General features: G+C 44.7%; 15 protein-coding genes. 11 read left to right on the plus strand and 4 right to left on the minus strand.

Going from position 1 to position 24,662, the window contains the following annotated elements; translation table 11 throughout:
* Positions 1-105 precede the first annotated feature (105 nt).
* The gene (locus L0P89_RS00585) at positions 106-1,545 is read left to right on the plus strand and encodes a pyridoxal phosphate-dependent decarboxylase family protein (RefSeq protein ID WP_235266460.1); all 1,440 of its coding nucleotides are present in this window, start codon (positions 106-108) and stop codon (positions 1,543-1,545) included.
* Here the strand turns inward: L0P89_RS00585 and L0P89_RS00590 are convergent.
* Positions 1,542-3,341, minus strand: coding sequence for a glycoside hydrolase family 15 protein (locus L0P89_RS00590; RefSeq protein ID WP_235266461.1), 1,800 nt, complete (start codon positions 3,339-3,341; stop codon positions 1,542-1,544). The two genes, L0P89_RS00585 and L0P89_RS00590, sit on opposite strands and share 4 nt — an antisense overlap.
* Positions 3,342-3,443: 102 nt before the next feature.
* Between L0P89_RS00590 and L0P89_RS00595 the strand changes: the two genes are divergently transcribed.
* The 4 genes from L0P89_RS00595 (at position 3,444) to L0P89_RS00610 (ending at position 9,196) form a co-directional block, all read left to right on the plus strand.
* On the plus strand, positions 3,444-5,645 hold the full coding sequence (locus tag L0P89_RS00595; RefSeq protein WP_235266462.1) for a bifunctional alpha,alpha-trehalose-phosphate synthase (UDP-forming)/trehalose-phosphatase: 2,202 nt from the start codon (positions 3,444-3,446) through the stop codon (positions 5,643-5,645).
* Positions 5,646-5,648: 3 nt separating this feature from the next.
* Complete coding sequence (locus tag L0P89_RS00600) at positions 5,649-6,833, plus strand: nuclear transport factor 2 family protein (RefSeq protein ID WP_235266463.1); 1,185 nt, start codon at positions 5,649-5,651, stop codon at positions 6,831-6,833.
* A gap of 174 nt (positions 6,834-7,007) precedes the next feature.
* Entirely contained in the window at positions 7,008-8,642 is a 1,635-nt protein-coding gene (locus L0P89_RS00605; RefSeq protein ID WP_235266464.1) for a M1 family metallopeptidase, read from the plus strand.
* 11 nt (positions 8,643-8,653) lie between these two features.
* A complete protein-coding gene (locus L0P89_RS00610) occupies positions 8,654-9,196 on the plus strand; it encodes a GNAT family N-acetyltransferase (RefSeq protein WP_235266465.1) in 543 nt (180 codons plus the stop codon).
* Between the two features lie 13 nt (positions 9,197-9,209).
* Here L0P89_RS00610 and L0P89_RS00615 read toward each other — a convergent pair whose 3' ends face one another.
* Positions 9,210-12,608, minus strand: a complete 3,399-nt coding sequence (locus L0P89_RS00615) for a ThuA domain-containing protein (RefSeq protein ID WP_235266466.1) — start codon at positions 12,606-12,608, stop codon at positions 9,210-9,212.
* Positions 12,609-12,722: 114 nt separating this feature from the next.
* On the opposite strand from L0P89_RS00615, the gene L0P89_RS00620 reads away from it, so the two are divergent.
* Together L0P89_RS00620 and L0P89_RS00625 are read left to right on the plus strand one after the other, a co-directional pair.
* Entirely contained in the window at positions 12,723-13,298 is a 576-nt protein-coding gene (locus L0P89_RS00620) for a YdeI/OmpD-associated family protein (protein ID WP_235266467.1), read from the plus strand.
* A complete protein-coding gene (locus L0P89_RS00625) occupies positions 13,299-13,751 on the plus strand; it encodes an SRPBCC domain-containing protein (protein WP_235266468.1) in 453 nt (150 codons plus the stop codon).
* Here the strand turns inward: L0P89_RS00625 and L0P89_RS00630 are convergent.
* Positions 13,748-15,031 (minus strand): MFS transporter, encoded by a 1,284-nt coding sequence (locus L0P89_RS00630; protein ID WP_235266469.1) that lies wholly within the window; start codon positions 15,029-15,031, stop codon positions 13,748-13,750. The genes L0P89_RS00625 and L0P89_RS00630 overlap by 4 nt on opposite strands.
* A 99-nt stretch (positions 15,032-15,130) precedes the next feature.
* On the opposite strand from L0P89_RS00630, the gene L0P89_RS00635 reads away from it, so the two are divergent.
* Complete coding sequence (locus L0P89_RS00635; RefSeq protein WP_235266470.1) at positions 15,131-16,501, plus strand: amidohydrolase family protein; 1,371 nt, start codon at positions 15,131-15,133, stop codon at positions 16,499-16,501.
* Between the two features lie 42 nt (positions 16,502-16,543).
* Here the strand turns inward: L0P89_RS00635 and L0P89_RS00640 are convergent, their stop codons facing one another.
* The gene (locus L0P89_RS00640) at positions 16,544-17,071 is read right to left on the minus strand and encodes a hypothetical protein (protein WP_235266471.1); all 528 of its coding nucleotides are present in this window, start codon (positions 17,069-17,071) and stop codon (positions 16,544-16,546) included.
* A 155-nt stretch (positions 17,072-17,226) separates the two neighbouring features.
* Between L0P89_RS00640 and L0P89_RS00645 the strand changes: the two genes are divergently transcribed.
* The 3 genes from L0P89_RS00645 (at position 17,227) to L0P89_RS00655 (ending at position 24,654) form a co-directional block, all read left to right on the plus strand.
* A complete protein-coding gene (locus tag L0P89_RS00645; protein WP_235266472.1) occupies positions 17,227-20,514 on the plus strand; it encodes an amidohydrolase family protein in 3,288 nt (1,095 codons plus the stop codon).
* Positions 20,515-20,701: 187 nt separating this feature from the next.
* On the plus strand, positions 20,702-23,935 hold the full coding sequence (locus tag L0P89_RS00650; RefSeq protein ID WP_235266473.1) for a WD40/YVTN/BNR-like repeat-containing protein: 3,234 nt from the start codon (positions 20,702-20,704) through the stop codon (positions 23,933-23,935).
* The gene (locus tag L0P89_RS00655; RefSeq protein WP_235266474.1) at positions 23,935-24,654 is read left to right on the plus strand and encodes a DUF2490 domain-containing protein; all 720 of its coding nucleotides are present in this window, start codon (positions 23,935-23,937) and stop codon (positions 24,652-24,654) included. The genes L0P89_RS00650 and L0P89_RS00655 overlap by 1 nt, the downstream gene beginning before the upstream one ends.
* Positions 24,655-24,662: the final 8 nt, after the last annotated feature.

The raw sequence follows: 24,662 nt of genomic DNA on the forward strand, positions 1-24,662 counted from the left end.
TGTTTCATGAGCAATGTCATACCATTCGAACTGATTTTCGACAAGGTCAGATTTTGTTTTGGCCTTGGGTTTTGTAAGGTTGGCCCAGAGAGTTAAATTAGAGGAATGGATAACAGTTATTTGAATCGGGTTTTCGACCTCCCAGAATATCGACAAAATGGCCATAGGCTTATCGATATGTTGGCCGAACACTTAGCGCGTTGCCTTCAGCAAAAAGGAAAGCCCATCAATTGGAACCTACCTGAGGAAGAACTGTATTTTTGGGAAGATTTTTTGGAAAATGGGAACAAGGAAGATTTTTTTCAGGAAGTATTGAATCGAACGGTGCATACCCATCACCCAAAATATGTGGGCCATCAAGTGGCTGCCACCGCCCCTCTCACGGCATTGACCGGTATGGTGTCTTCAATGCTCAACAACGGTATGGCCGTTTATGAAATGGGTATGTCTCCCTCAGCCATAGAAAGGGTCGTCACCGATAAAATCTGTGAACAGATCGGCTTTAAGGAAAGTGCTGGCGGATTTCTGACCTCTGGTGGCACCCTGGCCAATCTCACGGCACTGCTTTCGGCCAGAAAGGCAAAAGTAGCACACGATATCTGGAATGAGGGCCATACAGAACCATTGGGCATAATGGTCTGTGAAGAGGCGCATTATTGCATCGACCGGGCGGCAAAGATCATGGGGTTGGGAAAAAAAGGAATCATCAAGATACCTGCAAGCGATACCTTTTCAATGGATGTTTCAACGTTGGACGAACATTTTGTAAAGGCATCGGCAAATGGCATCAAGGTATTTGCCATTGTCGGCTCTGCCCCTTCGACCGCTACGGGCGCACATGATGATTTAGAGGCAATAGCTGAATTTGCCGTAAAAAAGAATCTTTGGTTTCATGTAGATGGCGCCCATGGCGGAGCGGCCATTTATGCCAAAAAGTACCGGCACTTGGTAAGCGGAATCGAAAAAGCAGACTCTGTGGTGATCGATGGGCATAAGATGATGCTCATGCCCACTATTACCACCGCGTTGTTGTTCAAGAACAAAAAGCACGCGCAGCATACCTTTAGCCAAAAAGCGGACTATCTACTGAATGATTCTGATGAGGACGAATGGTTCAATAGTGGCAAAAAGACCTTTGAATGCACGAAGACCATGATGAGCCTGCACTGGTACGTGCTCTTGAAATTTTATGGGGAAAGACTGTTCGATGAGTTTGTGACCAGACAATATGATTTGGCCCGTTCGTTTGCCGATTTGGTCAAAGAGCATCCCCATTTTGAGTTGGCCATCGAGCCCAGCTCGAACATTCTCTGTTTTAGATATTGGCAAGGGAATCGTTCAAAAAAAGAATTGAATGAATTGAACGCCGAGATACGGCAAGAACTGTTGGATGATGGCGAATACTATCTTGTACAGACAAGACTCAAGGGCATTCATTACCTAAGAACAACACTGATGAACCCGTTTACGACCATGGAACATCTAGGGTCGCTTCTCAAAAAGATTGAGGAAGTAGCGAAAACAATCGCTGAAAAAAATCGCTAATTCATCGACTCCCAAATCTTTTGCTCACTATCGATGCGTGAGAAGTTGATGGCACATTCAATGAGCGCCAAATGTGAGTATGCTTGTGGAAAGTTGCCCAACAAACGTTTGGTGCGAAAATCAATATCCTCACTGAAAAGCCCTAGGTGGTTACTGTACGAGAGCAACCTTTCGAAAACTTCTTGGGCCTTTTTACGCTCTCCGATCTTGAACAAGCTGTTCACAAACCAGAATGAACAGACCGTAAAAGAAGAAGAGGGCAACCCAAAATCATCCCTGTTCTTGTAACGATAGAGCAAGCCATCATTACTGAGTTCCCTTTCGATGGCCTTTACCGTTTTGATATAGCGCTCGTCTTTGGCATCTACGCAGCCGTAGGCCTCCATCAACAGTACCGAGGCATCTAAATGATCTGATCCGTACGATTGGGTATAGGCCCCTACCCTCTCATTCCATGCGTTGTCATAGATATCGTTCCAGATTTCCGCCTCTAAGTGTTTCCACTTTTCAATCTTGTGCTTTTTACCCAAGATCTGGGCTACTTTTATGGCACGGTTAAGGGCGGTCCAGCATAGTACTTTCGAAAAGGTAAAGTGCTGGTCTTCTGTGCGGAATTCCCAAATACCCTTATCAGGGTCTCGCCATGTTTGGCTAACGATCCAGACTATGCCTTTGGTTATCGTCCAAAGTTCCTCCCCATTTTCAATATCGGTGCTGAATTTCTCCAATTGCTGGTAGATGACATCCATCAAAATGCCATAGATATCATTCTGTTTTTGAAGATAAGCGGCATTGCCGACCCGCACCGGTTTTGAATTCATGTAGCCGCTGAGATGCTCAAGGGTCTCTTCGGTCAATCTCTTCTCACCATTGATACCGTACATGATTTGCATCTTCTCGCCCTTGTGTGGAATGATATCGATAATGAACTTGAGATAACGACGGGCCATGTTCTCATGCCCAAGTTCAGAAACCACCTTGATGACCATTGAGGCATCACGGATCCAACAAAAACGATAATCCCAATTGCGCACTTCACCGATCGTTTCGGGCAATGAGGTGGTGGCCGCCGCCAAAACAGCTCCAGAACGATCATAGCTCAACAATTTCAAGGTAATCGCACTTCGTGCTATCTGAGCGTTATACTTGTTGTAATTGGGCGTTTTGTTAGACCAGTTCAACCAATATACCTTGGTTCGCTCAAGATCGAGATAGCTTCGTCTAGTCGATGGCATAAAGATCTTTTCGTGATAGGCCAACAGAAAATAACCGTCTTCCCGTAAGATTATGGGCAATCCTTCCATAACGCTCCTCTTATCAAAAGAAGTGTACAGAAAGGTGGTGTCAAACTTCCCATTTTTGGTGAGGCTTGCTATGAAATCAGGTTTGATGTGGCTTTTGGTCTCATTTTGGGCGTAGCCCAATTTCGGGTCATATTTTATGGTAAAGACCGGTTTGCCCGAAATATGTCTCACGTAGCGAATGATTTCAGGAGGAGAGTGGTATTTGCCATTTTGCTTGTAGTACCGGGGCATAAAGTCATGTATTTCAAAAACATCATCCCCGTTTGAAAACTTGGTCTTTAAAATGGCCGTGTCGGTTGTGTAGCGCTGTTGGATGGTATACTCGTCGCTTACCAAAATTTCGAAGCTACCACCTATATCCTTATCCAATAACTTGGCAAAAACCGAGGCCGAATCAAATTCTGGCAAACAGCACCAATCGATTGATCCCGTTTTCGAGATCAGTGCAGCACTGTGGCAGTTACCTATTATTCCATAATCAAGGTTATCCATAGATTAAATCTTCCCAAAAGGATTCGTACTAGTTGGTTTTAAGCGACAATTTGTCGAAATTTAGAGAAATTAGCATGCAAATCAAGGTAAAGTACCCATTTAATGGCTAAAACTATCATAATCTCAAATAGACTGCCCGTACAATTGCAAATTAGCAATGGAACCATCAATGCAATACCAAGTGTTGGTGGTTTGGCCACAGGAATGAAATCGGTACATCAAGGAGGGGAAAGTCTTTGGATTGGCTGGTCAGGACTAACAGATGAGGATATATCTGACGATTTGGGTATTGAAATCGACAAGGCACTTGCCGAGCAAGGCTGTGTTTCGGTCGGTATTACAGAGCAAGAAGTTGATGGCTTCTACTTCGGATTCAGTAATCGTACGATTTGGCCGCTCTTTCATTATTTTCTGGAATATACCGAGTTTGAGCTTGATTTTTGGGAATCGTATCGAACGGTCAACCAAAAATTTGCAGATGCCATTGTTTCCCGGTCAAATGAGGGCGATATCATTTGGGTACATGACTATCAATTGATGCTCGTGCCCCAAATGGTAAGAAAAAAAATGCCCAATGCGACCATAGGGTTCTTTCTGCACATTCCTTTTCCTTCGTATGAGATTTTTAGAACAATGCCTTGGCGTGAAGAGGTTTTGGAAGGATTATTGGGTGCCGATCTCATCGGTTTTCATACGTATGACTATGAACGCCACTTTTTGAGCTCAGTACGCAGGTTATTGGGTCTGGAAGTAAGTTTCAACGATATCTATGTCGAAAATAGAGTGGTCAAGGTAGATTCGTTTCCCATGGGGATCGATTATCAAAAGTTTAGTGAAGCGGCCACCAGAAAAACGTCAAACGGCGACAAGAGCGACCTTCAAAAAAAACTGGATCACCATAAGGCCTCAACACCCGATACAAAGCTTATTCTTTCGATTGACCGATTGGATTATAGCAAGGGCATAGCCAAACGAATCAATGCTTTTGAATATTTCTTGAACAAATATCCTGAGTATAGAGAAAGGGTTCGGTTGATCATCTTGGCCGTACCCTCGCGCTCCAATGTGCCCCAATACAAGCTTTTGAAGAAAGAAATCGATGAGCTTGTCGGTAGGATCAATGGTGAGCTGGCCACCATAAACTGGACGCCCATTTGGTACTTCTATCGTTCGCTTCCCTTTGAAAACCTGATCGATCTCTATATCACTTGTGATATTGCATGGTTGACCCCGCTTCGAGATGGTATGAACCTTGTGGCCAAAGAGTATATAGCCTGCCGTTCTCATAAGGATGGGGTTTTGATCTTAAGTGAAATGGCAGGTTCGGCCTATGAAATGAATGAGGCCTTGCTCATAAACCCCAATAACTTTGAAGAACAGGCCAACACGTTGAAAAAGGCCATTACCATGCCCAAAGAAGAACAGGCTCTTCGTATAGCCGCCCTTCAAAAAAGACTTAGCCGATACAATGTTGAAGTATGGGCAAACCAGTTTATGTACACCTTACTGCAACAAGATGAAAGCAGCCCGGCACAGGTAGCCAAAAAAATGGTTCCTGCCTTGGTAGAGAACATTCAAAAACAGTACAAAAAGGCAAAAAAACGATTGCTCTTCCTTGATTACGATGGTACTTTGGCAGATTTTCACAAAGACCCTCAAATGGCTTCACCCGATAAGGAATTGTACAACATCTTGGATGCACTCCAAAAGCAACACGGCACAACCTTATTTTTAATCAGTGGCCGAGATACCGAGACCTTTGGCAGATGGTTCCTTTCGAAAAAATATAACATGGTTGTTGAACATGGGGTATGGATCTCAAGAGGAGGTGAAGATTTTCAATTATTGGAGCGGGTCAAAAAAGACTGGATGAAAAATATACGCCCGGTACTCGAATCGTTTGTAGATAGAACCCCAGGGTCTTTCATAGAAGAAAAAACGTATTCTTTTGCTTGGCATTATAGAAACACCGACCCAGACTTTGGCGAGAAAAGGGCCTCTGAACTCAATACTGTATTGACCAGTCTTATCGGCAATGATGACATCAGTGTGCTGTCTGGCAACAAGGTGATGGAAGTCAAGAGCAGTAACGTCAACAAAGGCCGGGCCGCGGTAAGGATTTTGAATGGGGACGCCTATGACTTTGTATTGGCCATTGGGGATGACTGGACCGATGAGTTCATGTTTCAACATTTACCAAAAGAGGCCGTTACCATTAAAGTGGGGCTCAAAAAAACCGAAGCGAAATATTTTGTTGAAGGCCCCCAAAAGGTAAGGGAACTTTTGAAGAAATTCATTGAGTAGGCCATGCAAAAGATCCTTTGTTTTTTTATAGGGGCATTTTTCGCCCTTTCCGTATATGGGCAAGCCGATACCGAGGTATTTCTTTTTGATCTGGATATGAAAAACGGACTGCCGTTATTATCAAATCCTAGAAATGTGTCGAACAATATAGGCTACGACAATCAACCTTCATTTTTGCATGATGATACCATACTTTTTTCATCGACAAGGGCCGGTCAAACAGACATTCGCAAAATCGATATTGAAGAAGGTAGTATTTCTTCATGGATAACCGACACGCCCACAGGCAGTGAATATTCTCCCCTAAAGATTCCGGGCAGAGAAACTATTTCTGCCATTCGCTTAGATTTGGATGGATTACAGCGATTGTATGAATATGACCTTAAAACGGGCAGCTCAACGGCACTGCTCGATTTAAAAGTAGGCTATCATGTTTGGTACAATGACCATATAATCGTCTCTTCGGTGCTCACCGATGGCCGAATGGATCTAGTGGTCAGTAACCTAAAAGATGGTTCGAACCATACGTATCAGAAGAACGTGGGGCGGTCACTGCATAAGATTCCCAACTCCGATTTGGTCAGTTATATCAGCAAAGCGAACGATTCATGGCAGATTATGTCGCTAAATCCGGTTTCGGGGGCCACAAAAGTAATTACGAACACTTTCAACAAGGCAGAAGATATGTGTTGGCTGAAAGACGGTACCATTCTTATGGGTGCGGGCAAAACAATCGTAAGGTTCGATCCAAAAACCGATGTGCAATGGCAACGGCTTATGTATTTTCCTCAGGAAGAGATCAATAACATCACCCGAATAGCCACCAATGGCAGCTCTAACCGATTGGCCTTTGTGGCCGACGTCTCACCACGTCATATCGTACAAAAACAATTGAATGCCTACAATGCACGTGACATAGACGGCTTTATGGATACGTACTCCGATAATGTAAAACTATACAACTTTCCCAATGAGCTATTTTTGGAAGGCAAGGAAAAAATGAGGCAGCGCTATGCCCGTTTCTTCGAAAATACCCCCGACCTTCATTGTGAGATCAAAAACCGTATCGTGACGGGCAACAAGGTGATCGACGAAGAGTATATTACTGCAAATGGCACAAATTTTGGCGCTGTCGCCATTTACGAGGTCATAGATGGCAAGATTGCCAAAGTCACTTTTTTGCGGTAATTTTCCTTCGTGAAATTTTCGCACCATATCAGCCGAATTGAAGCTTTTGTCAATGTAGTGCTTGCATTTGCAGCTTCGCTGCCCGCAGTATCGGTCGTTAGCAATTCAAATACTTCAATAGTACAAATCTATTTGGTAGGTTTTCCCTCTGGTATTTTTAGATAAATGAAGATTATGACAAGAAAGTTTTTTACCATCATACTATTATTGGCAGGTACGGTTTGTTTCGCACAAGATGATTTGGAATATACACGGGATGAATACTTGCGTGGGAGCATTACGGCAGAACGCGAGTGGTGGGATTTGAATTACTACCATCTCGACATTGAGGTAAAACCAGATGAAAAATTCATCTCAGGAAGCAATACGATACGCTACCAGGTACTCGAAGAGAACAAAGTGATGCAAATCGATTTGCAGCCACCCCTTAAAATCGAAAAGATTATACAAGAAGGCAAAACACTTTCTTATAAAAAAGCAGGTACCAACGCGTATCACGTACTTCTTGAAGGCCCTCAGAAAAAAGGATCGTTCAACGAAATTGTCGTTCATTATTCCGGCAAGCCACGAGAAGCGCTCAATGCCCCTTGGGATGGTGGGTTTTCTTGGAAAAAAGACAACAACGCCAACCATTTTGTGGCCACATCTTGCCAAGGGCTCGGTGCCAGTGTCTGGTGGCCCAACAAAGACCACATGTACGATGAGGTCGACAGCATGGCCATCAGTGTGACCGTACCCAAAAACTTGATGAATGTTTCAAACGGCAGGCTTAGAAAGGTAGAGGAGAATGGTGATACCAAGACCTATCATTGGTTTGTCGACAGCCCCATCAACAACTATGGGGTCAATGTCAATATCGGTGACTATGTTCATTTTGGAGAAAAATACCAAGGCGAGAAAGGCGAACTCGATTTCGATTATTATGTGTTGCGCGACAACCTTGAAAAAGCCAAAGAACAGTTCAAACAAGCCCCTATGATGATGGAAGCTTTTGAACACTGGTTCGGCCCCTACCCCTTCTACGAAGACGGTTTTAAATTGGTAGAGGTACCCTATTTGGGTATGGAGCACCAAAGCTCGGTCACTTATGGCAATGGATACCAGAATGGTTATCGTGGAACGGATTTATCAGGCACCGGTTGGGGACTGAAATTCGATTTTATCATCATACACGAAGCCGGCCATGAATGGTTCGCCAATAGTATCACCTACAAAGACATTGCCGATATGTGGGTGCATGAAGGTTTTACCGCCTATTCAGAAAACCTGTATCTCGATTATCACTTTGGCAAGGAAGCAGCTGCCGATTATGTCATCGGAACGAGAAAAAATATACGAAACGACCAGCCCATCATCGGCAGGTACAATTTGAACAGAAGGGGTTCGGGCGATATGTACTACAAAGGGGCCAACATCTTGCATACGCTCAGACAATTGATAGAAGATGACGAAAAATGGCGAAAAATATTGAGAAAGATGAACGAGGTATTCTATCACCAAACCGTCACCACCCAACAAATAGAGCATTTTTTGAGCAAGGAAACAGAAAAAGACCTGTCGGCTTTTTTTAATCAATATTTAAGAAGTACAATGATTCCTGTATTAGAGTACCGAATAAAGGGAAAAGCTCTTGAATATAGATATTCTGATGTGGTTGAAGGATTTGATATGCCGGTCAAAGTTAAAATTCATGATAGACAGGTATGGCTTTTCCCGAAAACAGAATGGCAACTTTACCAAGATGCCGTCTCGCCACAATCAGAAATTGTAATTGACCGCAATTTTTATATCAAAACAAAAGGACTATAACCAAAACCCCTGTGTCGCTCGACCTTCAACCCATTTTAGAAAATGAATTGGTCAAGATCAGGCCTTTGGCCGTCCCAGATTTCGATAAACTTTATGAAGTGGCCATTGACCCCTTGATCTGGGAACAGCACCAATGCAAAGACCGCTGGAAAAAGGACGTATTTCAAGAATTCTTTGCAGAAGCAATAGATTCTAAAGGCGCCTTGATCATTACTGACAAGCATACGGGAAGTATAATCGGTAGTTCGCGTTATAAATTGTGTGACAAAGATCAAACGACCATAGAAATAGGGTGGACATTTTTATCACGCAATTACTGGGGCGGCACATATAACCATTCAATCAAAATGTTGATGATGGCCCACGCTTTCACCTATTTTGACAACGTGCTGTTTTATATCGACAAAGACAACCTTCGCTCACAAAAAGCCACTGAGAAATTAGGGGGCCAAAAGATATATCAAAGTGATGAAAATGGGCATCTTTGCCATGATGACGAGAATGCGCTTACCTATTGCCTCAATAAAACCAGCTTTCTGAATGGGCAAGTCTAAATCTTGGCAACAACTAGTTGAAATGTACATTCATCAAAGCAATAGGTACACCTCCCCTGTCCTGGCCCTCGATTGGTTTATGCACAAAATATAGGGCCTCCACTTTTTCATTCAGTGTTTTGTTCAATTGAACAGCCAACGATCCTGAAGGCTGCCCCGGTAAGGGTGCTGGCATGGTTCCTACGCCCAATAGCTGACCATCTACGGCATCTTTTCTGACCTCAAATTGAAGCCCAACAGTCGGTGGTGCTTGCCAACGTACTGTCAACTCCACATTTTTGACACCGGTCAAATCAATGTCATCAAGTGCAAACCAACCTTCATTTTCAGGTATGGTCAAAAGGTCCATTCCCCCAAACTTAACGTGAGTAAAACCTTCATTCTTGGTGTCTTTTGAAAAAGTGATCGTACTGCTTTGCAAATATGCCGATGCGACTCCCGTCAAGGGCGGCGCATTGCCCACGCCCTTATCTGTATAACTGGCGGTCAAGACCATGACATTGGTCCCCTCTGTCGGGTTGGGCACAAATCTACCTGAGGGGGGCATTGACTTTTCATCAGAAACGTCTCCCGCCAATGATTTTATGTACAAAGCTATCTGTCTAGATTCATCTTGGGTAATGGTTGGGTGCGCGGGCATCATCACTTCGCCCCATACACCTGAACCGCCCTCGGTGATTTTCTTTTGTAGATAGGCAAGCGCATCTTCGCGATCTTTGTACTTGGTGGCAACATCAAAATAGTTTGGGCCGACCGAAGCTTCCCTTTCTTTATGACAAGTCTTACAGTCCATAGACTGGGTAAGGGCCCTGCCCATTACAGCTGCCGAAACCTGTTGATGGCCCAACGACATGTTCACTTGGTCCATTCCCTCCAAATAATCGACCGACACAAAAATATTGTCAAAATCAATGTCTTCAGAACGGTCAGGGTCGGCCACTGATACTTCATACTCAACGGGAACTCCTGCCATGAAGAACGAAGAATTTCCGCCCTTTAAATCAATCGAGACCAAAGGTCTTGAATTACCCGCGGTGACACGCAGTTGGTCACTGCTCAAAGAACCGCCTTTACCATCCTTTACCTCAACGGTTATCTTGTATTCACCAGGTTCTGAATAGGTATGCCGTACTTTGTTTTCGTTAGTTTCGTAGGTTTCGCCATTTCCAAAATTCCAAACGTAACTGATCTCATCGCCTTCGCGGTCATGTGCCTCTATCGTGGCAACCACCTCAAGTGGCAACTTTCCTGAGGTCTTGTCGACACTAAAACTATCGATGAGCGGTGGTCGGTTTCCACCATTGTAAACGATGTACGACAAACCAGAATCCTCATTCGGGGTAAACCATCCACTCCCATATTCCAACAGATAGACGCGGCCATCATCGCTCATTTCCATATCTATTAGGTTCTGCACCCTTACCTCAGGGGCAAAAGGTTCCATTTTGTTAAAGGTGCCATCATCGAAAAGGGTAACGGCCATCATCCATCCCCGAATCCATTCATAAATCAATGGTTTACCATCATAATAGTCGGGAAGCCCTCCACTGGCATACAGGTCGGAATAATACACTGGCCCGGCCATGGCATTTCTGCCACCTGTGCCCACCTGCGGAAAATCTTGGGTCGGGGCATATGGGTAATACACCATGGCTGGCTGCGCTGGCGGCAATTCTTGAAGTCCGGTATTGTTTCTACTGTCGTTTATCGGTTTCGCTGTGTCGAAGGCATCGCCACTTTCACCCGTCGCATAATCGTAGTCTACATAGGCCCTATTGTCGCCCACAAAAAGCGGCCACCCAAAATTGCCCGCGGCTCTTGCCTGGCCTACCTCATCATAGCCCCGTGGGCCCCTATCGGGGTTGTCTTCTTGGGCATCTGGGCCCACATCACCCCAATAGAGGTATCCATTTTTGGGGTCTACCGATATGCGGTACGGATTACGGTGCCCCATGGTATAGATTTCTGGTCGCGCATTTTCGGTTCCTACGGGGAATAGATTTCCCTTGGGGATATCATAACTGCCATCTTCATTTACCTTGATGCGCAAAATTTTTCCGCGCAAATCGTTGGTGTTGCCCGAAGAACGGCGTGCATCGTATTGCTCTTTGCCCGGTAGATCGTTCAAGGGCGCATAGCCCTTATTGACATATTGGGCATTGGGCTCGTCGAATGGTGTCGAGTTGTCACCTGTGGAAACATACAGCAATCCATCACCTCCAAAAGCGATTGACCCAGCTGTATGGCAACAGATTTCGCGCTGGCTTTCAACCTCTAGAATTACCTGTTCTGAATCAAGGTCAAATTCCCCATCCCTAAATTTAAACCGCGACAGTCGGTTCACCCATTGATCGCCAGTGGGTGCGTAATAGGCATAGATCCAATGATTGTTCGCATAATCAGGATCTTTTTGAAGCCCCATCAAACCTTCTTCGACATTCACCCCTGGAGCGTTCAAGGCTTTATGGTACACATCGAGATAGGCCACTTGTGCCAATTCTTTGGTTTTGTCAGAGTAAAGAAGAATCTCGCCCCTACGTTGCGCTATGAGCACATCGTTATTGGGCAAAACGGCCATTTCAATAGGTTCGAAGAATTCACCCTGAACCAGTACTTCTTTGGAAAATCTATCGGCATCGGGCGGTATCTGGGTCGTTGCCTTGTCATAATCGAGCTCTAAATTCTCGCCGATGGCATATTGAATTCCACCTAAAAGGTGCTTCAAAAACAATTCTTCGGAAAAGCTTTCATCGGTGTGGCCGCCCGCGGTGTAAAAGGCCCGCCCCCCATCATAGTCATGGTACCAGCTCATAGGGTGGTAATCACCATTCTCACCACCTTCGTAGGTTGATTCGTCAACGGTCATCAACACATTCACATCAGGGTTCAATTTCTTGAAATTGTAAAGCTCATCGGTCCGGCGCCAAATGGTATCGGTAAAAAACGCCGTGGCAATGAAGTTTCTATTTTTTATGATAAAGTCAGCCTCAGGCGTGCCGGCCGGATGGCTCAAAAATTGACCCCCGACCAATTTGTTGTACCACCCCCAGTCGTATTCGGTGTCAGTGGCCGCATGTATGCCCACAAACCCACCACCCGCCTGAATGTAGCGTTCAAAGGCAGCTTCTTGCTTGTTATCCAATACATTGCCCGTGGTACTCAGAAAAATGATCGCCGAATATTGTTTTAGGGTCTCATCTGTGAATGCCCCCGCATTTTTGGTCGTATCGACCTCAAAATTATTTTCAGCGCCCAATTCTTGTAAGGCGGCGATACCCTGGGGAATCGAGGCATGCTCAAATCCCATGGTCTTTGAGAAAATCAATACTTTCGGATTTCCAGCGCGTTTTTTTTCGCAACTGGTCGCCAGAAATACGAACAGAACAGGTAATAGGCAGATGACTTTTTTCATAGTCCAATAATAATTCCCTTTTTGTGCAAAAACAAATAGTATATTTTCATTTTCTTCAAAATTTATGGCATATTCATTATGAAAAGGCTGCTATCAAAAATGTAACGACTCGGAATGGACGAAAAGAAAGAGCATTACTTTAAAAACGATACCGAATGGCGCACATGGTTACATGAGAACCATGCTGCCTCGAGCGGAATCTATTTGATCCTCTATAAAGTCGATCACAAAAATGAAAGCATGCGCTGGGAAGAGGCCGTTCGCGTGGCCCTTTGCTACGGATGGATAGACAGTACGGTCAAAAGCTTGGGCAATGGCAAACGCCGTCAGTATTTCTGCCCCCGGAAACCCAAAAGTGTCTGGAGCAAGGTCAACAAAGACCATATAAAAGAGCTTACAGCGGCCGGTCTCATGCACGAAAGTGGATTTGAAGCCATTGAAGTCGCCAAGCAAAATGGCTCTTGGTCGGCTCTGGACGATGTTGAAAACGGTGTGGTGCCAGAAGATTTGCAAAACGCCTTTGACAAGAACCCAAAAGCTTGGAACAACTTTCAAAGCTTCACACGTGGCCAACGGAAGAGCTATCTATATTGGTTGAACCATGCCAAACGTGAAGAAACAAGACATAAGCGAATTCAAGAAATCGTTACCTTGTGTGCACAAGGGATTAAATCACGAAATACACGATAAATGAAAACGTTGCATTTTGAAACCCGTATCAATGCCCCGGTCAAAAAGGTCTATGATGTGATGCTCAATGAAGAGACCTTTAAACAATGGACCGCCGAATTCAGTCCAACTTCGCGATATAAGGGCAACTGGACCAAAGGCTCCAAAATCGTGTTTCTATCAGATGATGAAAAGGGCAATGTCTGTGGCATGATAAGCCGGATCAAGGAAAACCTGCCCAATGAGTTCGTGAGTATCGAGCATTATGGCTCCCTTGAAGATGGCAAGGAAATCACGGAAGGAGAGAAAGTCGAGGCCTTTGCAGGAATGTTGGAAGAGTACACCTATCTACCCACTGAAAATGGCACTTTGCTCAAAGTGGCTATGGATACGACCACAGAATGGGAGGCCTATTTTAACCAAACTTGGCCAAAAGCCCTGAAAAGATTGAAATCAATTTGTGAGGGTTCTTAGCTGAGCTCAGACCTGCCATACTTTCTATGGTATACTAAAGAAGCTATTCCGCCAATAAGTGCAAAAGCACTTAACATCCAAAAAACGTATTGGTGTCCTAGTTCTCCCGGATAGGTGTCCAAAAAATACCCGTAGGCCGGACCTGCAAAAATATCTGGTGTATAACCTATCAATGAAATCAAGCCAACAGCCGTACCGGTCAATGTCAATGGAATTTTTCCGACCCTCATTACGCCAAAGTACAATGCCCTTGCCGCATACACCCCAATGGCAACGATTACAACAGACATGAAAAATAATGATGTTGTAGCTGGTGCAATAATTCCAGAGGCAAACAAAATTCCCCCTATTACACAAAACAATAAACTTAGCAAGAGCCAAAAGGTTATGCGAAACCTATCCACCAACAAACCGACCAAAACTCCTGTAATAGGTCTCAGAAACTGAAGAAAAGTACCCACTTGGGCCGATTTTACCTGATCATACAACATTACCTCGTTGGCATACTGAGAAATAATATCGGTTATCTTATAGCCCACATAAGAGCAAAGAATGATTACCATCAATAGCCAAACTGACGGTAACTTTAGCACTTGTCTCAGCTCTTTAATAGTTATTCTATCAACCAATATTTTGGTTTCATCGATTCCTGACTTCATAAACAACCAAACCAAAACACCGATGACACTGATGATAATGGCAGATATGTAGATGACATAGGTAAAGGCCTCTTGCCGCTGTGCAAGTGCTGCTTCTTGAATTCCATCAGATAAAAAGGCAGAGAAAATAAAAACACCCAATAATCCAAACAGGGCTCCGGTCAATCCACGGCCCCCATCCAAAAAGCCAAAGGCCTTACCTTGCGAAGTATCGCCTCCCCAGACCCGGGTCGCTTTGATCATTGGCGCCCAGAAGAGAAAAATCGTAGTGAAGCCCCAATAGCCATACAGAATTTTTAATGTATCCAAACTAGGATAACGGGCATACCATAAACCACCCAAGGCAGTCAGCCATAAGGCTACGGCTATAAGTTTTCTAGGTGCAAATTTATCGGCCAACGGACCTCCGAACGGATAGGAAACCATGGCGATGATACCATAAACGGCAACGCCCAAATTGTAATCTAAATTAGACATTTCGAAAACATCCAAAACAGTCGGCCTGAACACCCTGGGCAAAACAAATGGAAGAATGAACACCGCCTCACCGGCCAAGATCAACAGCAGCAAATAGTACCAAGGGGCGCGTGTTTTTTTTGTTGGGTCGTTGTAATTGGGCATAAACACCAAATGTACACAAATCTAGGCTGTTTCATTTCAACGGAACAGAGCACCTTAACTTTTCGCTATCTTTAAGAGTTCTCTCATAAATCGACGATCATGAAAAATACCATATACCTTATAATTGCCCTTTTGCTCACTGCCTGCAACCAAGCCCAAGAAAAAATCAGCAAGACGGCCATTCTTATTTCTGATGTAAATGTAATCGACGTAAAAACCGGGCAACTGTATCAAAATCGACAGGTGGTTATCGATTCGGGAAAAATCAAGTCTATCGCGGAAATTGTAGAAAGTCCAGATGCCTATCCCCAAAAAATAGATGGTTCTGGAAAATTTCTTATGCCCGGACTGGCCGAGATGCACGCACATATTCCTTCACCCCCTACTTCAAAAGAACGTATTGAAGATGTGCTATTTCTCTACCTCTCAAATGGTATTACGACCATTCGCGGCATGCTGGGGCACCCCTTGCATTTAAACCTTCGCGAAAAAGCCGAGAATGGTGAAATTCTAAGTCCGCGCATTTTTACCTCTAGCCCCTCTTTGAACGGCAACTCCGTAACTTCTAGGCAAGAAGCTATCGATAAGGTCTCGGCCTATCAAAAAGATGGCTATGATTTTTTAAAGATACACCCCGGCATTCAATTGGAGGTCTTTGACCAATTAGTGGAAACAGCAAATGATGTAGGCATTGAATTTGCCGGTCATGTACCTGTTGACGTGGGCATTCGGCATGCATTGAAAAGCCGGTATGTCTCCATTGACCATGTCGATGGTTTTTTGGAGGGGTTGGTACCCGAGTCGGCCAATGTAAACCCCAGCGAAAATGGCTTTTTCGGCTACAACTTTACCCCACTTGCCGATACTGGCAAAATTGATGGATTGGTACAAATGGCCAAAGAAAACAAGGTGTGGATCGTACCCACCCAAAGCCTTTTCACCAAGTGGTTTGCCCCTACCGATGTCGATTCACTTTTGTCGTTGCCCGAAATGAAATATATGCCGAAAGAGACCTTGGCCAACTGGAGACGCGTCAAAGAACAGTTTATGGCCGACCCGGCATTTGACAAAGACCAATGGAAACGATTTGATGCCATCCGTAGGCAACTTATCAAAAAACTGAGTGACAATGGCCATGGCATGCTATTGGGTTCTGATGCCCCACAGCTGTTCAATGTGCCCGGCTTTTCCATACACCATGAAATGCAGGATATGGCCGATGCGGGAATGACCAATTTGGAAATCATTCAATCAGGCACCATAAACCCGGCCATTTATTTCAAAATGGAAGATACCTTTGGGCAAGTGAAGGAAGGCTTGGAAGCTGACCTGGTTTTGTTGGAGGAAAATCCCCTTGAAAATCTAAACGCACTTAAAAAAGTATCGGGTGTCATACGTCAGGGCAAATGGCATGCTAAAGAAGAAATCGACAAACGGCTGACAAAAATTGCCGAACAAGAGAACAATTGATGGACTCTTGCCAGCAGACCGGACGATTTCTGATGGGCAGATTCAACTTTTTTTCGCGCTAAAAAGCTTGATCAAGGCTCTTCCCACTTTATAAAAGACAAAGAAAACCCCGGCCAATACGATACCAAACAGCATGGGGATCATAGCCCCAAAGCTATAGCTCGAGCCCAGTACCCAGCCCAATACATATTCAGACTTATAAAGCGGAAAGATAAAGGCCAGTACAAAAATGGAATATAAAATATAGTTTGGTATTTCAATACCGTTTTCAAAACAGACCGAAATACTGGCGGCAACCAGCAATGCCGCCAAGAAACGACCTACGGCCAGACGAAGTGTGTTTTTTGAATCAGGGGCATCGACCCGTTTATGAATACGGTACAGCGCGATCCAGGTAAAAAAGGGCAAGATGATGCCTCCCAGCCAATTGGGGAACGGGGGCATGTTTTTATCCATGAACAGATAGTGTACCGGTATGCCGCCATGAAAATGGTCCCATAGAACATGGCCCCAGACCAAGAGGGTCACACAAACGGTTATCAAAAAGCGGAGATTTCGTGAAAGTTTCATGATGGCAGGTATTTGTGGTTTCTGATAAGACGTCGCTCTGTTCATTTTGTTACAAAGGCCAATACAGCCTTTTGGTACCTACTCTTAACAAGCCTTTAAGAAATTGCCGACCCCTTTTCGCTATCTTTAGACGGCTAATTGACTATCCACAAAAAATGATAAAAAAACTACGCTTTCTGGCGATGCTCTTCGCATCGGTAGCCCTATTTGCACAAGAAAAAAAAGACAATGAAAAATGGGATGTTTCCAATCCCAAAGGAGATTTCAACTACCAAGACCATACCTTCACCACTGACGAGGGCACATGGATGAACCTCGATGTGAGCCCAGATGGAAAAACCTTGGTCTTCGATTTATTGGGTGATATCTACACAATGCCCATTACCGGTGGAAAGGCCACCCCGCTCAGAACAGGAATCCCTTTTGAGATACAACCGCGGTTTAGTCCGGATGGAACCAAAATCTCCTTTACCAGTGATGCCGGAGGTGGTGACAACATTTGGGTAATGAACGTCGACGGCAGCAATGCCAAGCAAGTGACCAAAGAAGACTTCAGACTGTTGAACAACGCTTATTGGACACCCGACGGCAATTATTTGGTGGCCAGAAAACACTTTACCTCCCAACGTTCACTGGGTGCCGGTGAACTATGGCAATATCATATTTCTGGGGGATCTGGGCTGCAAGTGACCAAACGTAAAAATGACCAGCAAGATGTGAACGAACCCTGTGTTTCACCAAATGGCAAATACCTCTATTACAGTGAAGACGTGTATCCCGGTGGGTTCTTTCAATATAACAAAGACCCCAACAAACAAATCTATGTCATCAAACGGTATGATTTTGAAACCGGAAAAACAATGACCATCACCGGCGGACCAGGTGGCGCCGCACGGCCACAGGTTTCGAGAGACGGCAAATTGCTGGCCTTTGTCAAAAGGGTACGCACCAAAACAGTCTTGTACCTACATAATTTGGAAACGGGTGAAGAATGGCCGCTTGCCGATAATCTGAACAAAGACCAACAAGAGGCGTGGGCCATTTTTGGGGTATATCCGAATTTCAGTTGGTTGCCCAACAACGAGGAAATCGTGTTTTGGAACAAAGGCAAGATCCATAGCATCAATATCAATTCATTGGAGGTGAACAACATTCCCTTTACGGTTGATGCCACTATCAAAATCGCGGAAACACTAAGGGTCAATTCTCCTGTGGCACCCGACCAATTTACGGCCAAAGTAATTCGCCATGCGGTAACTTCTCCAGACCGGAAAACCCTCGTCTTCAATGCACTCGGAAAACTATGGACCAAACGTTTGCCCAATGGCAAACCCAAACGATTGACCAATGGTACGGACCTTGAATCAGAACCTGCATTTTCCCCTGATGGAAAAAGCATTGTCTTTGTCACATGGAATGATGAAGGGTTGGGTGCCATTCACAAAATTCCCACAAACGGGGGAGCCACGACAAAACTGACCACCATCAAAGGCATATACCGAACCCCTGCCTTTAGCCCTGATGGACGAATGCTCACTTATCGCAAAGAGCCCGGTAACAATGACCAGGGCAGAAGCTTTTCAAAAAAGACGGGCATCTATACGATGAACATCGATGGCTCAAATGTCAAATGGGTCTCAGAAGAAGGCGAACACCCCATGTTCTCTGCTGATGCAAAACGCATTTTTTACCAAACAGGGGGCACCTATTTTGGCAATCTTGAAAAGACCCTAAAATCGGTGAATCTTAACGGAAAAGATGCAAAAAGCCATGTGAAATCAAAATATGCCAACCGTTTGGTGCCAAGTCCGGATAACAAATGGATTGCCTTCACCAACCTGCACAAAGCCTATATCGCCCCATTGGTGCTCAATGGCAAGGAAATCAATTTAGACAACAAGAGCAAATCAGTGCCAGTGGCCCAGATTTCAAAAGATGCGGGTATCAACTTGCACTGGTCAAGCGACAGCAAAACCATTTTTTGGACACTTGGTGATGACTATTTTGCCAATGAAATCAAAGACCGATATACCTTTTTACCCGATTCACCAAAAGAAGTGGCCAAAATGGACAGTGTGGGCATTAAGGTCGGACTCACCTTGAAAAGCGACAAACCCTCAGGGCGTATCGCTTTTACCGGTGCACGGATCATTACCATGGAAGGAGACGAAATCATCGAGAACGGTACCATTGTCATCAACGAAAACAAAATCGAGTATCTCGGCAAGTCTGATGAAATCAACATGCCCTCAAATGCCAAGGTATTTGATGCTTCGGGCAAGACCATTATGCCTGGCATTGTAGATGCCCATGCGCATATCGGCGGGTTTCGATATGGCCTCACTACACAGAAACACTGGCAATTGTATGCCAATCTCGCTTTTGGGGTGACCACAGCCCATGACCCTTCGGCTAACACAGAATCGATTTTTGCGATGTCAGAATTAATCAAAAACGGCGATATGGTCGGGCCAAGAATATATTCTACGGGAATCATTTTGTATGGTGCCGATGGTGATTTCAAAGCGGTCATCAATAGTTTGGAAGATGCCCGATCGGCCATTCGAAGAACAAAGGCCTTTGGAGCAAAATCGGTAAAGAGCTACAACCAACCAAGACGTGACCAACGACAACAGGTGATGCAGGCCGCAAGAGAATTGGGCATCAATGTGGTACCGGAAGGGGGCTCTACCTTTTACCACAACATGACCATGATCATCGATGGCCATACAGGCATTGAGCATAATATTCCCGTTGCCCCTGTTTATAAAGACATCGTAGAGCTTTGGAAGACCAGTGGTTCAGGGTATACCCCTACCCTCATCGTAAACTATGGTGGTATGAACGGAGAATATTACTTCTACCAAAAAGACAATGTCTGGGAGAATAAACGTTTGTTGAACTTTACCCCACGCGCACTGGTCGATGCCCGTTCGCGCTATCGAACCATGATACCGGATGAAGAGTATGAGAATGGCCATATTTTGGTTTCAAAAACGGTTGCCCGACTGAACAATGAAGGTGTACTGGTCAATTTAGGGGCGCATGGACAATTACAGGGACTTGGCGCTCACTGGGAGCTTTGGCTGCTGCACCAAGGAGGACTATCGAATATGGATGCCTTAAGAACGGCAACCATCAATCCGGCCACCTATATCGGAGCAGGCAACGATATCGGCTCGCTGAAAGTCGGCAAATTGGCCGATTTGATCGTATTGGACAAAAATCCACTGGAAGATATCCGAAATACGGAGACGGTGAAATACACCATGGTCAATGGCAGGCTTTATGATGCCGAGACCATGAATGAAATCGGTAATACCACAAAAGAGCGAAGTATGTTCTGGTGGGAAAACAACAAATATAACGCGGCATTTCCATGGCATGAAGAAGCCCATAGTTTTACTAGGCCGGGCTGTGGATGCCATATTGGTCACAACTAGGTATAAGGACTATGGGGTTTTGGGTTTAGAGTTAGGAGTTCAGAGTTTAGAGTTTAGAGTTTAGAAGTATGAATTCAGCATTAGGGAAAACCTTGAATTTGATATTTATATATGATACCGAACAACTGACAACGAACACCAAACACCCAACACCAAATCATAACACTAATACAACCCTTTTTTGAAAATGAAAAAAATACTCTCGTTGGTGGTGCTTCTGGCAACCACATCCCTTTTTGCACAACAATTTTCAATGGATTTAGTCCAAGACATGAAACCTCGAAATATCGGCCCGGCCGGAATGAGTGGTCGTGTCACGGCTATTGATGTGGTCTTATCAAACCCTGATGTGATGTATGTGGGCACCGCCTCCGGGGGCCTTTGGAAATCTACTTCGGGCGGCATCAAGTGGGAACCCATTTTTGATAAAGAGGTCACCGGATCTATTGGTGCGGTGACCATACAACAATCCAATCCTTCCGTGATTTGGGTGGGCACTGGTGAGGGCAATCCACGAAACAGCCTAAATGGCGGATATGGGATCTACAAATCGTTGGATGGCGGTAAAACCTGGAAAAGCATGGGGTTGGAAAGAACGCGTCATATCCATCGGGTCATCATCGACCCGATGAATCCTGATGTGGTGTATGCAGGCGCCATTGGTTCCCCTTGGGGCGAACACCCAGAACGTGGGGTGTTCAAAACCACCGATGGCGGTGAGACCTGGCAGAAAGTACTTTTTGTAAACAACAAGACAGGAGTGGCCGATCTGGTGATGGACCCTACCAATCCGAATAAATTGTTTGCCGCGCTATGGGAGCATAAACGCGACCCGTGGTTCTTCAAATCAGGTGGGGAAGGCAGCGGACTCTATATGACCCATGATGGTGGAAAAAATTGGAAAAAGCTAACAGAGGACGACGGGCTGCCCAAAGGCGAACTGGGCCGTATTGGCATTGCCATTGCCGCCAACAAACCGAATATCGTCTATGCCTTGATCGAAGCCAAAAAAAACGCATTGTACAAATCAGAAGACGGTGGCTTCAAATGGAAAAAGGTGAACGACAAGAACGATATTGGCAATCGCCCTTTTTACTACTCTGAGATCTATGTGGATCCCGAGAATGAAAATCGAGTATTCTCAATTTTCACTTATGTCAATGTTTCTGAAGATGGAGGCAAAAACTTCAAACAATTGATGCCCGCCTATAATGTTGACAACGGTGTGCATCCAGACCATCACGCTTGGTGGATCCATCCTGACAACGGACAATTTATGATCGATGGCAACGATGGCGGCATGAACATCACCAAAGACGGTGGTCAGACGTGGCGTTTCATCGGCAATTTGCCCGTGGCCCAATTTTACCATATCAGTACCGATAATGAGTTTCCCTATAATGTGTACGGGGGCATGCAAGATAACGGTTCATGGCGTGGTCCGGCCTACGTTTGGCGCGCCCAAGGTATCAGAAACAGTTATTGGCAAGAAATTGCTTTTGGCGATGGCTTCGATGTGGTACCTGATAAAGACAATAGCCAATTTGGGTATGCCATGAGCCAACAGGGATTTGTAAGACGATACGATTGGAAAACGGGAAACAACTATACCGTTCGTCCCACGCCACCCGATGCTGACACCAAGCTCCGCTTCAACTGGAATGCCGGTATCGGGCAAGACCCTTTTGATAATTCTACCGTATATTTCGGCAGTCAGTTTGTACATAAATCAACAAATAAAGGCCAAACATGGGAAGTCATCTCTCCTGATCTGACCACCAATGACCCCGAAAAACAAAAACAAAGTGAAAGCGGGGGCCTGACCATGGATGCCACTGGTGCTGAAAACCACTGTACCATTTTGGTCATTGAGCCCTCACCAGTGGAAAAAGATATGCTATGGGTCGGAACCGATGACGGTCGAGTGCACTATACCCAAAATGGAGGTGCCACTTGGACCGAAGTAACCGCCAGTATCAAAGGGCTGCCAAAAGGAAGCTGGATTCCTCAAATCAAAGCTTCACAGAACAACAAGGGTGAGGCACTCTTGCTGGCCAACGATTACAGAAGGTTCAATTATACACCTTATGCCTACCGCACCAAGGATTATGGTAAAACCTGGACGAGAATTGTAGATGAAAACGATGTACAGAGCTATACCCTATCGATCATTGAAGATCCAGAGAATCCAAATTTGGTTTTTCTGGGCACCGATGATGGTCTTTATATCTCATTTGATGCCGGAAACAAATGGCAGAAATGGACAGAGGGCTATCCCACGGTTTCAACCAAAGATTTGGTGATACATCCCCGTGAACAAGATTTGGTCATCGGCACCTTCGGCAGGGCCGCTTGGGTGCTGGACGATATTCGACCACTACGCGAGTTGGCCACCAATATGGAGGCCCTTCTGCAAGATGTGGCACTATTCGATAGCCCTGATGCATATTTAGCAGCTTATCAACAAGGAACCGGCAGTCGTTTTGGGGGTGATGCACTCTACAACGGTGAAAATCGCAAACAGGGCGCCATGATTACCTACTATCTAAAAGAGGGCAAAAAAGATTTGGACAAAGCCAAAAAGGATAAAGGGGAAGAGAAAAAAGAAGATACAGCGGATAATGGGCAAAAATCAGATGAAAAAGAATGGTCAGGGGTACAGAAAAAAGATTCCGTTCAATTTGGGATTTATGCCGATGACCGATTGATACGAACACTAAAGTACAAGACCCCTGAAAAGAAAGGTTTCCATAGGGTATATTGGGAGTTGAACGAAAAAGGCCCGGACAGACCAGCTCGAAAAATCAAGAAAAATGAACCTGAACCTAGCGGGGCCATGGTAAAGCCAGGCACCTATAAGATCAAGGTTACGTTCGGCACGACATCTGATTCTACCATGGTCACTGTAAAGACGGATCCAAGATTGAACGTTTCAACGGCCAATATCAATGAAGTTTACCAAACGCAAAAACAACTTGAAAAGCACATTCAAACCGCTGCTGACGCTGTGAAGCAGTTGATTGAGAGCAAAGATTTGGCCAACAAATATTCGAAAGAACTGAAAGAATTGGACAAGGAAAAATACAAAGATCGCATCAAGGCATCAAAAGACATTGTTAAGCAAATTGATTCGGTTGTGGCAGTGTTTATGGGCAAGGAAGACAAGCGGCAGGGCATTACCAGAAACCCGGAAACAACCGTTATGCAACGTCTGAACACGGCCAGTTACTATGTGGGCAGTCGAAAAAACGGAATCACCGAAACCGAAAAAAGACTCATTCGCTTTGCTGAAACAGACTTGAAGAATGCACTGCAAAAGACCAATATGTTTTTCGCTGATAAATGGAAGGCTTATCGTGAATCCATTGAAGCATTGAAACTATCCCCGTTTAAAGACAAGAAAACATTCAACCTAGATTGATGGCAAAAAGAATTATAGCGATCTGGCTTTTGGCCACAGTTGGCTTATATGCCCAAAATACCGGTGAAGATGAGTTGGGGGCATGGTATATGTATTTCGGGATGAACAGGATTTCGGAAAGGTTTAGCATTCATACCGAAGCCCAATTTCGATTCTATGAGACTACCGATAGCTTCAATCAATTATTGTTGCGAACCGGATTGAATTACCACATCAATCCCAATGCCATAGTGACGGGAGGTTATGCGTTTATTGACACCGACCCCACTTTTGAAAGTGATGAAATTCTGATAAATAATATTTCTGAACATCGAATTTTTCAACAGTTCATCATGACCAACAAAGTCTGGGAGCTGTTGTTCGAGCATCGCTATCGATTGGAGCAGCGATTTATCACCATTGAAAACGAGAACAGTCCTTTTTTTGAACGAAATACAGAACACCGGGCCAGATATCGATTACAGGTCATGCTTCCATTGACAGACACCTTTTTTCTTAATTTTTACGATGAGATCTTCATCAATTTACAAAACAGCATCTTTGATCAAAATCGCCTGTATTTTGCCGGAGGGGTGCATGTAACGGAAAATGCCAGTCTTCAAGTGGGTTTTCTGAAAAACCATTTCAATAATAGAAATTTTGATCGATTGCAGATAGGGTTCTTCTATAATCCCGACTTAAGGGGTATCTTTAAGAAAAAGGCAAAAGACGATGGGTAAATGTTCAA

It is taken from the genome of Muricauda sp. SCSIO 65647, assembly GCF_021534965.1.
GTDB lineage: Bacteria > Bacteroidota > Bacteroidia > Flavobacteriales > Flavobacteriaceae > Flagellimonas_A.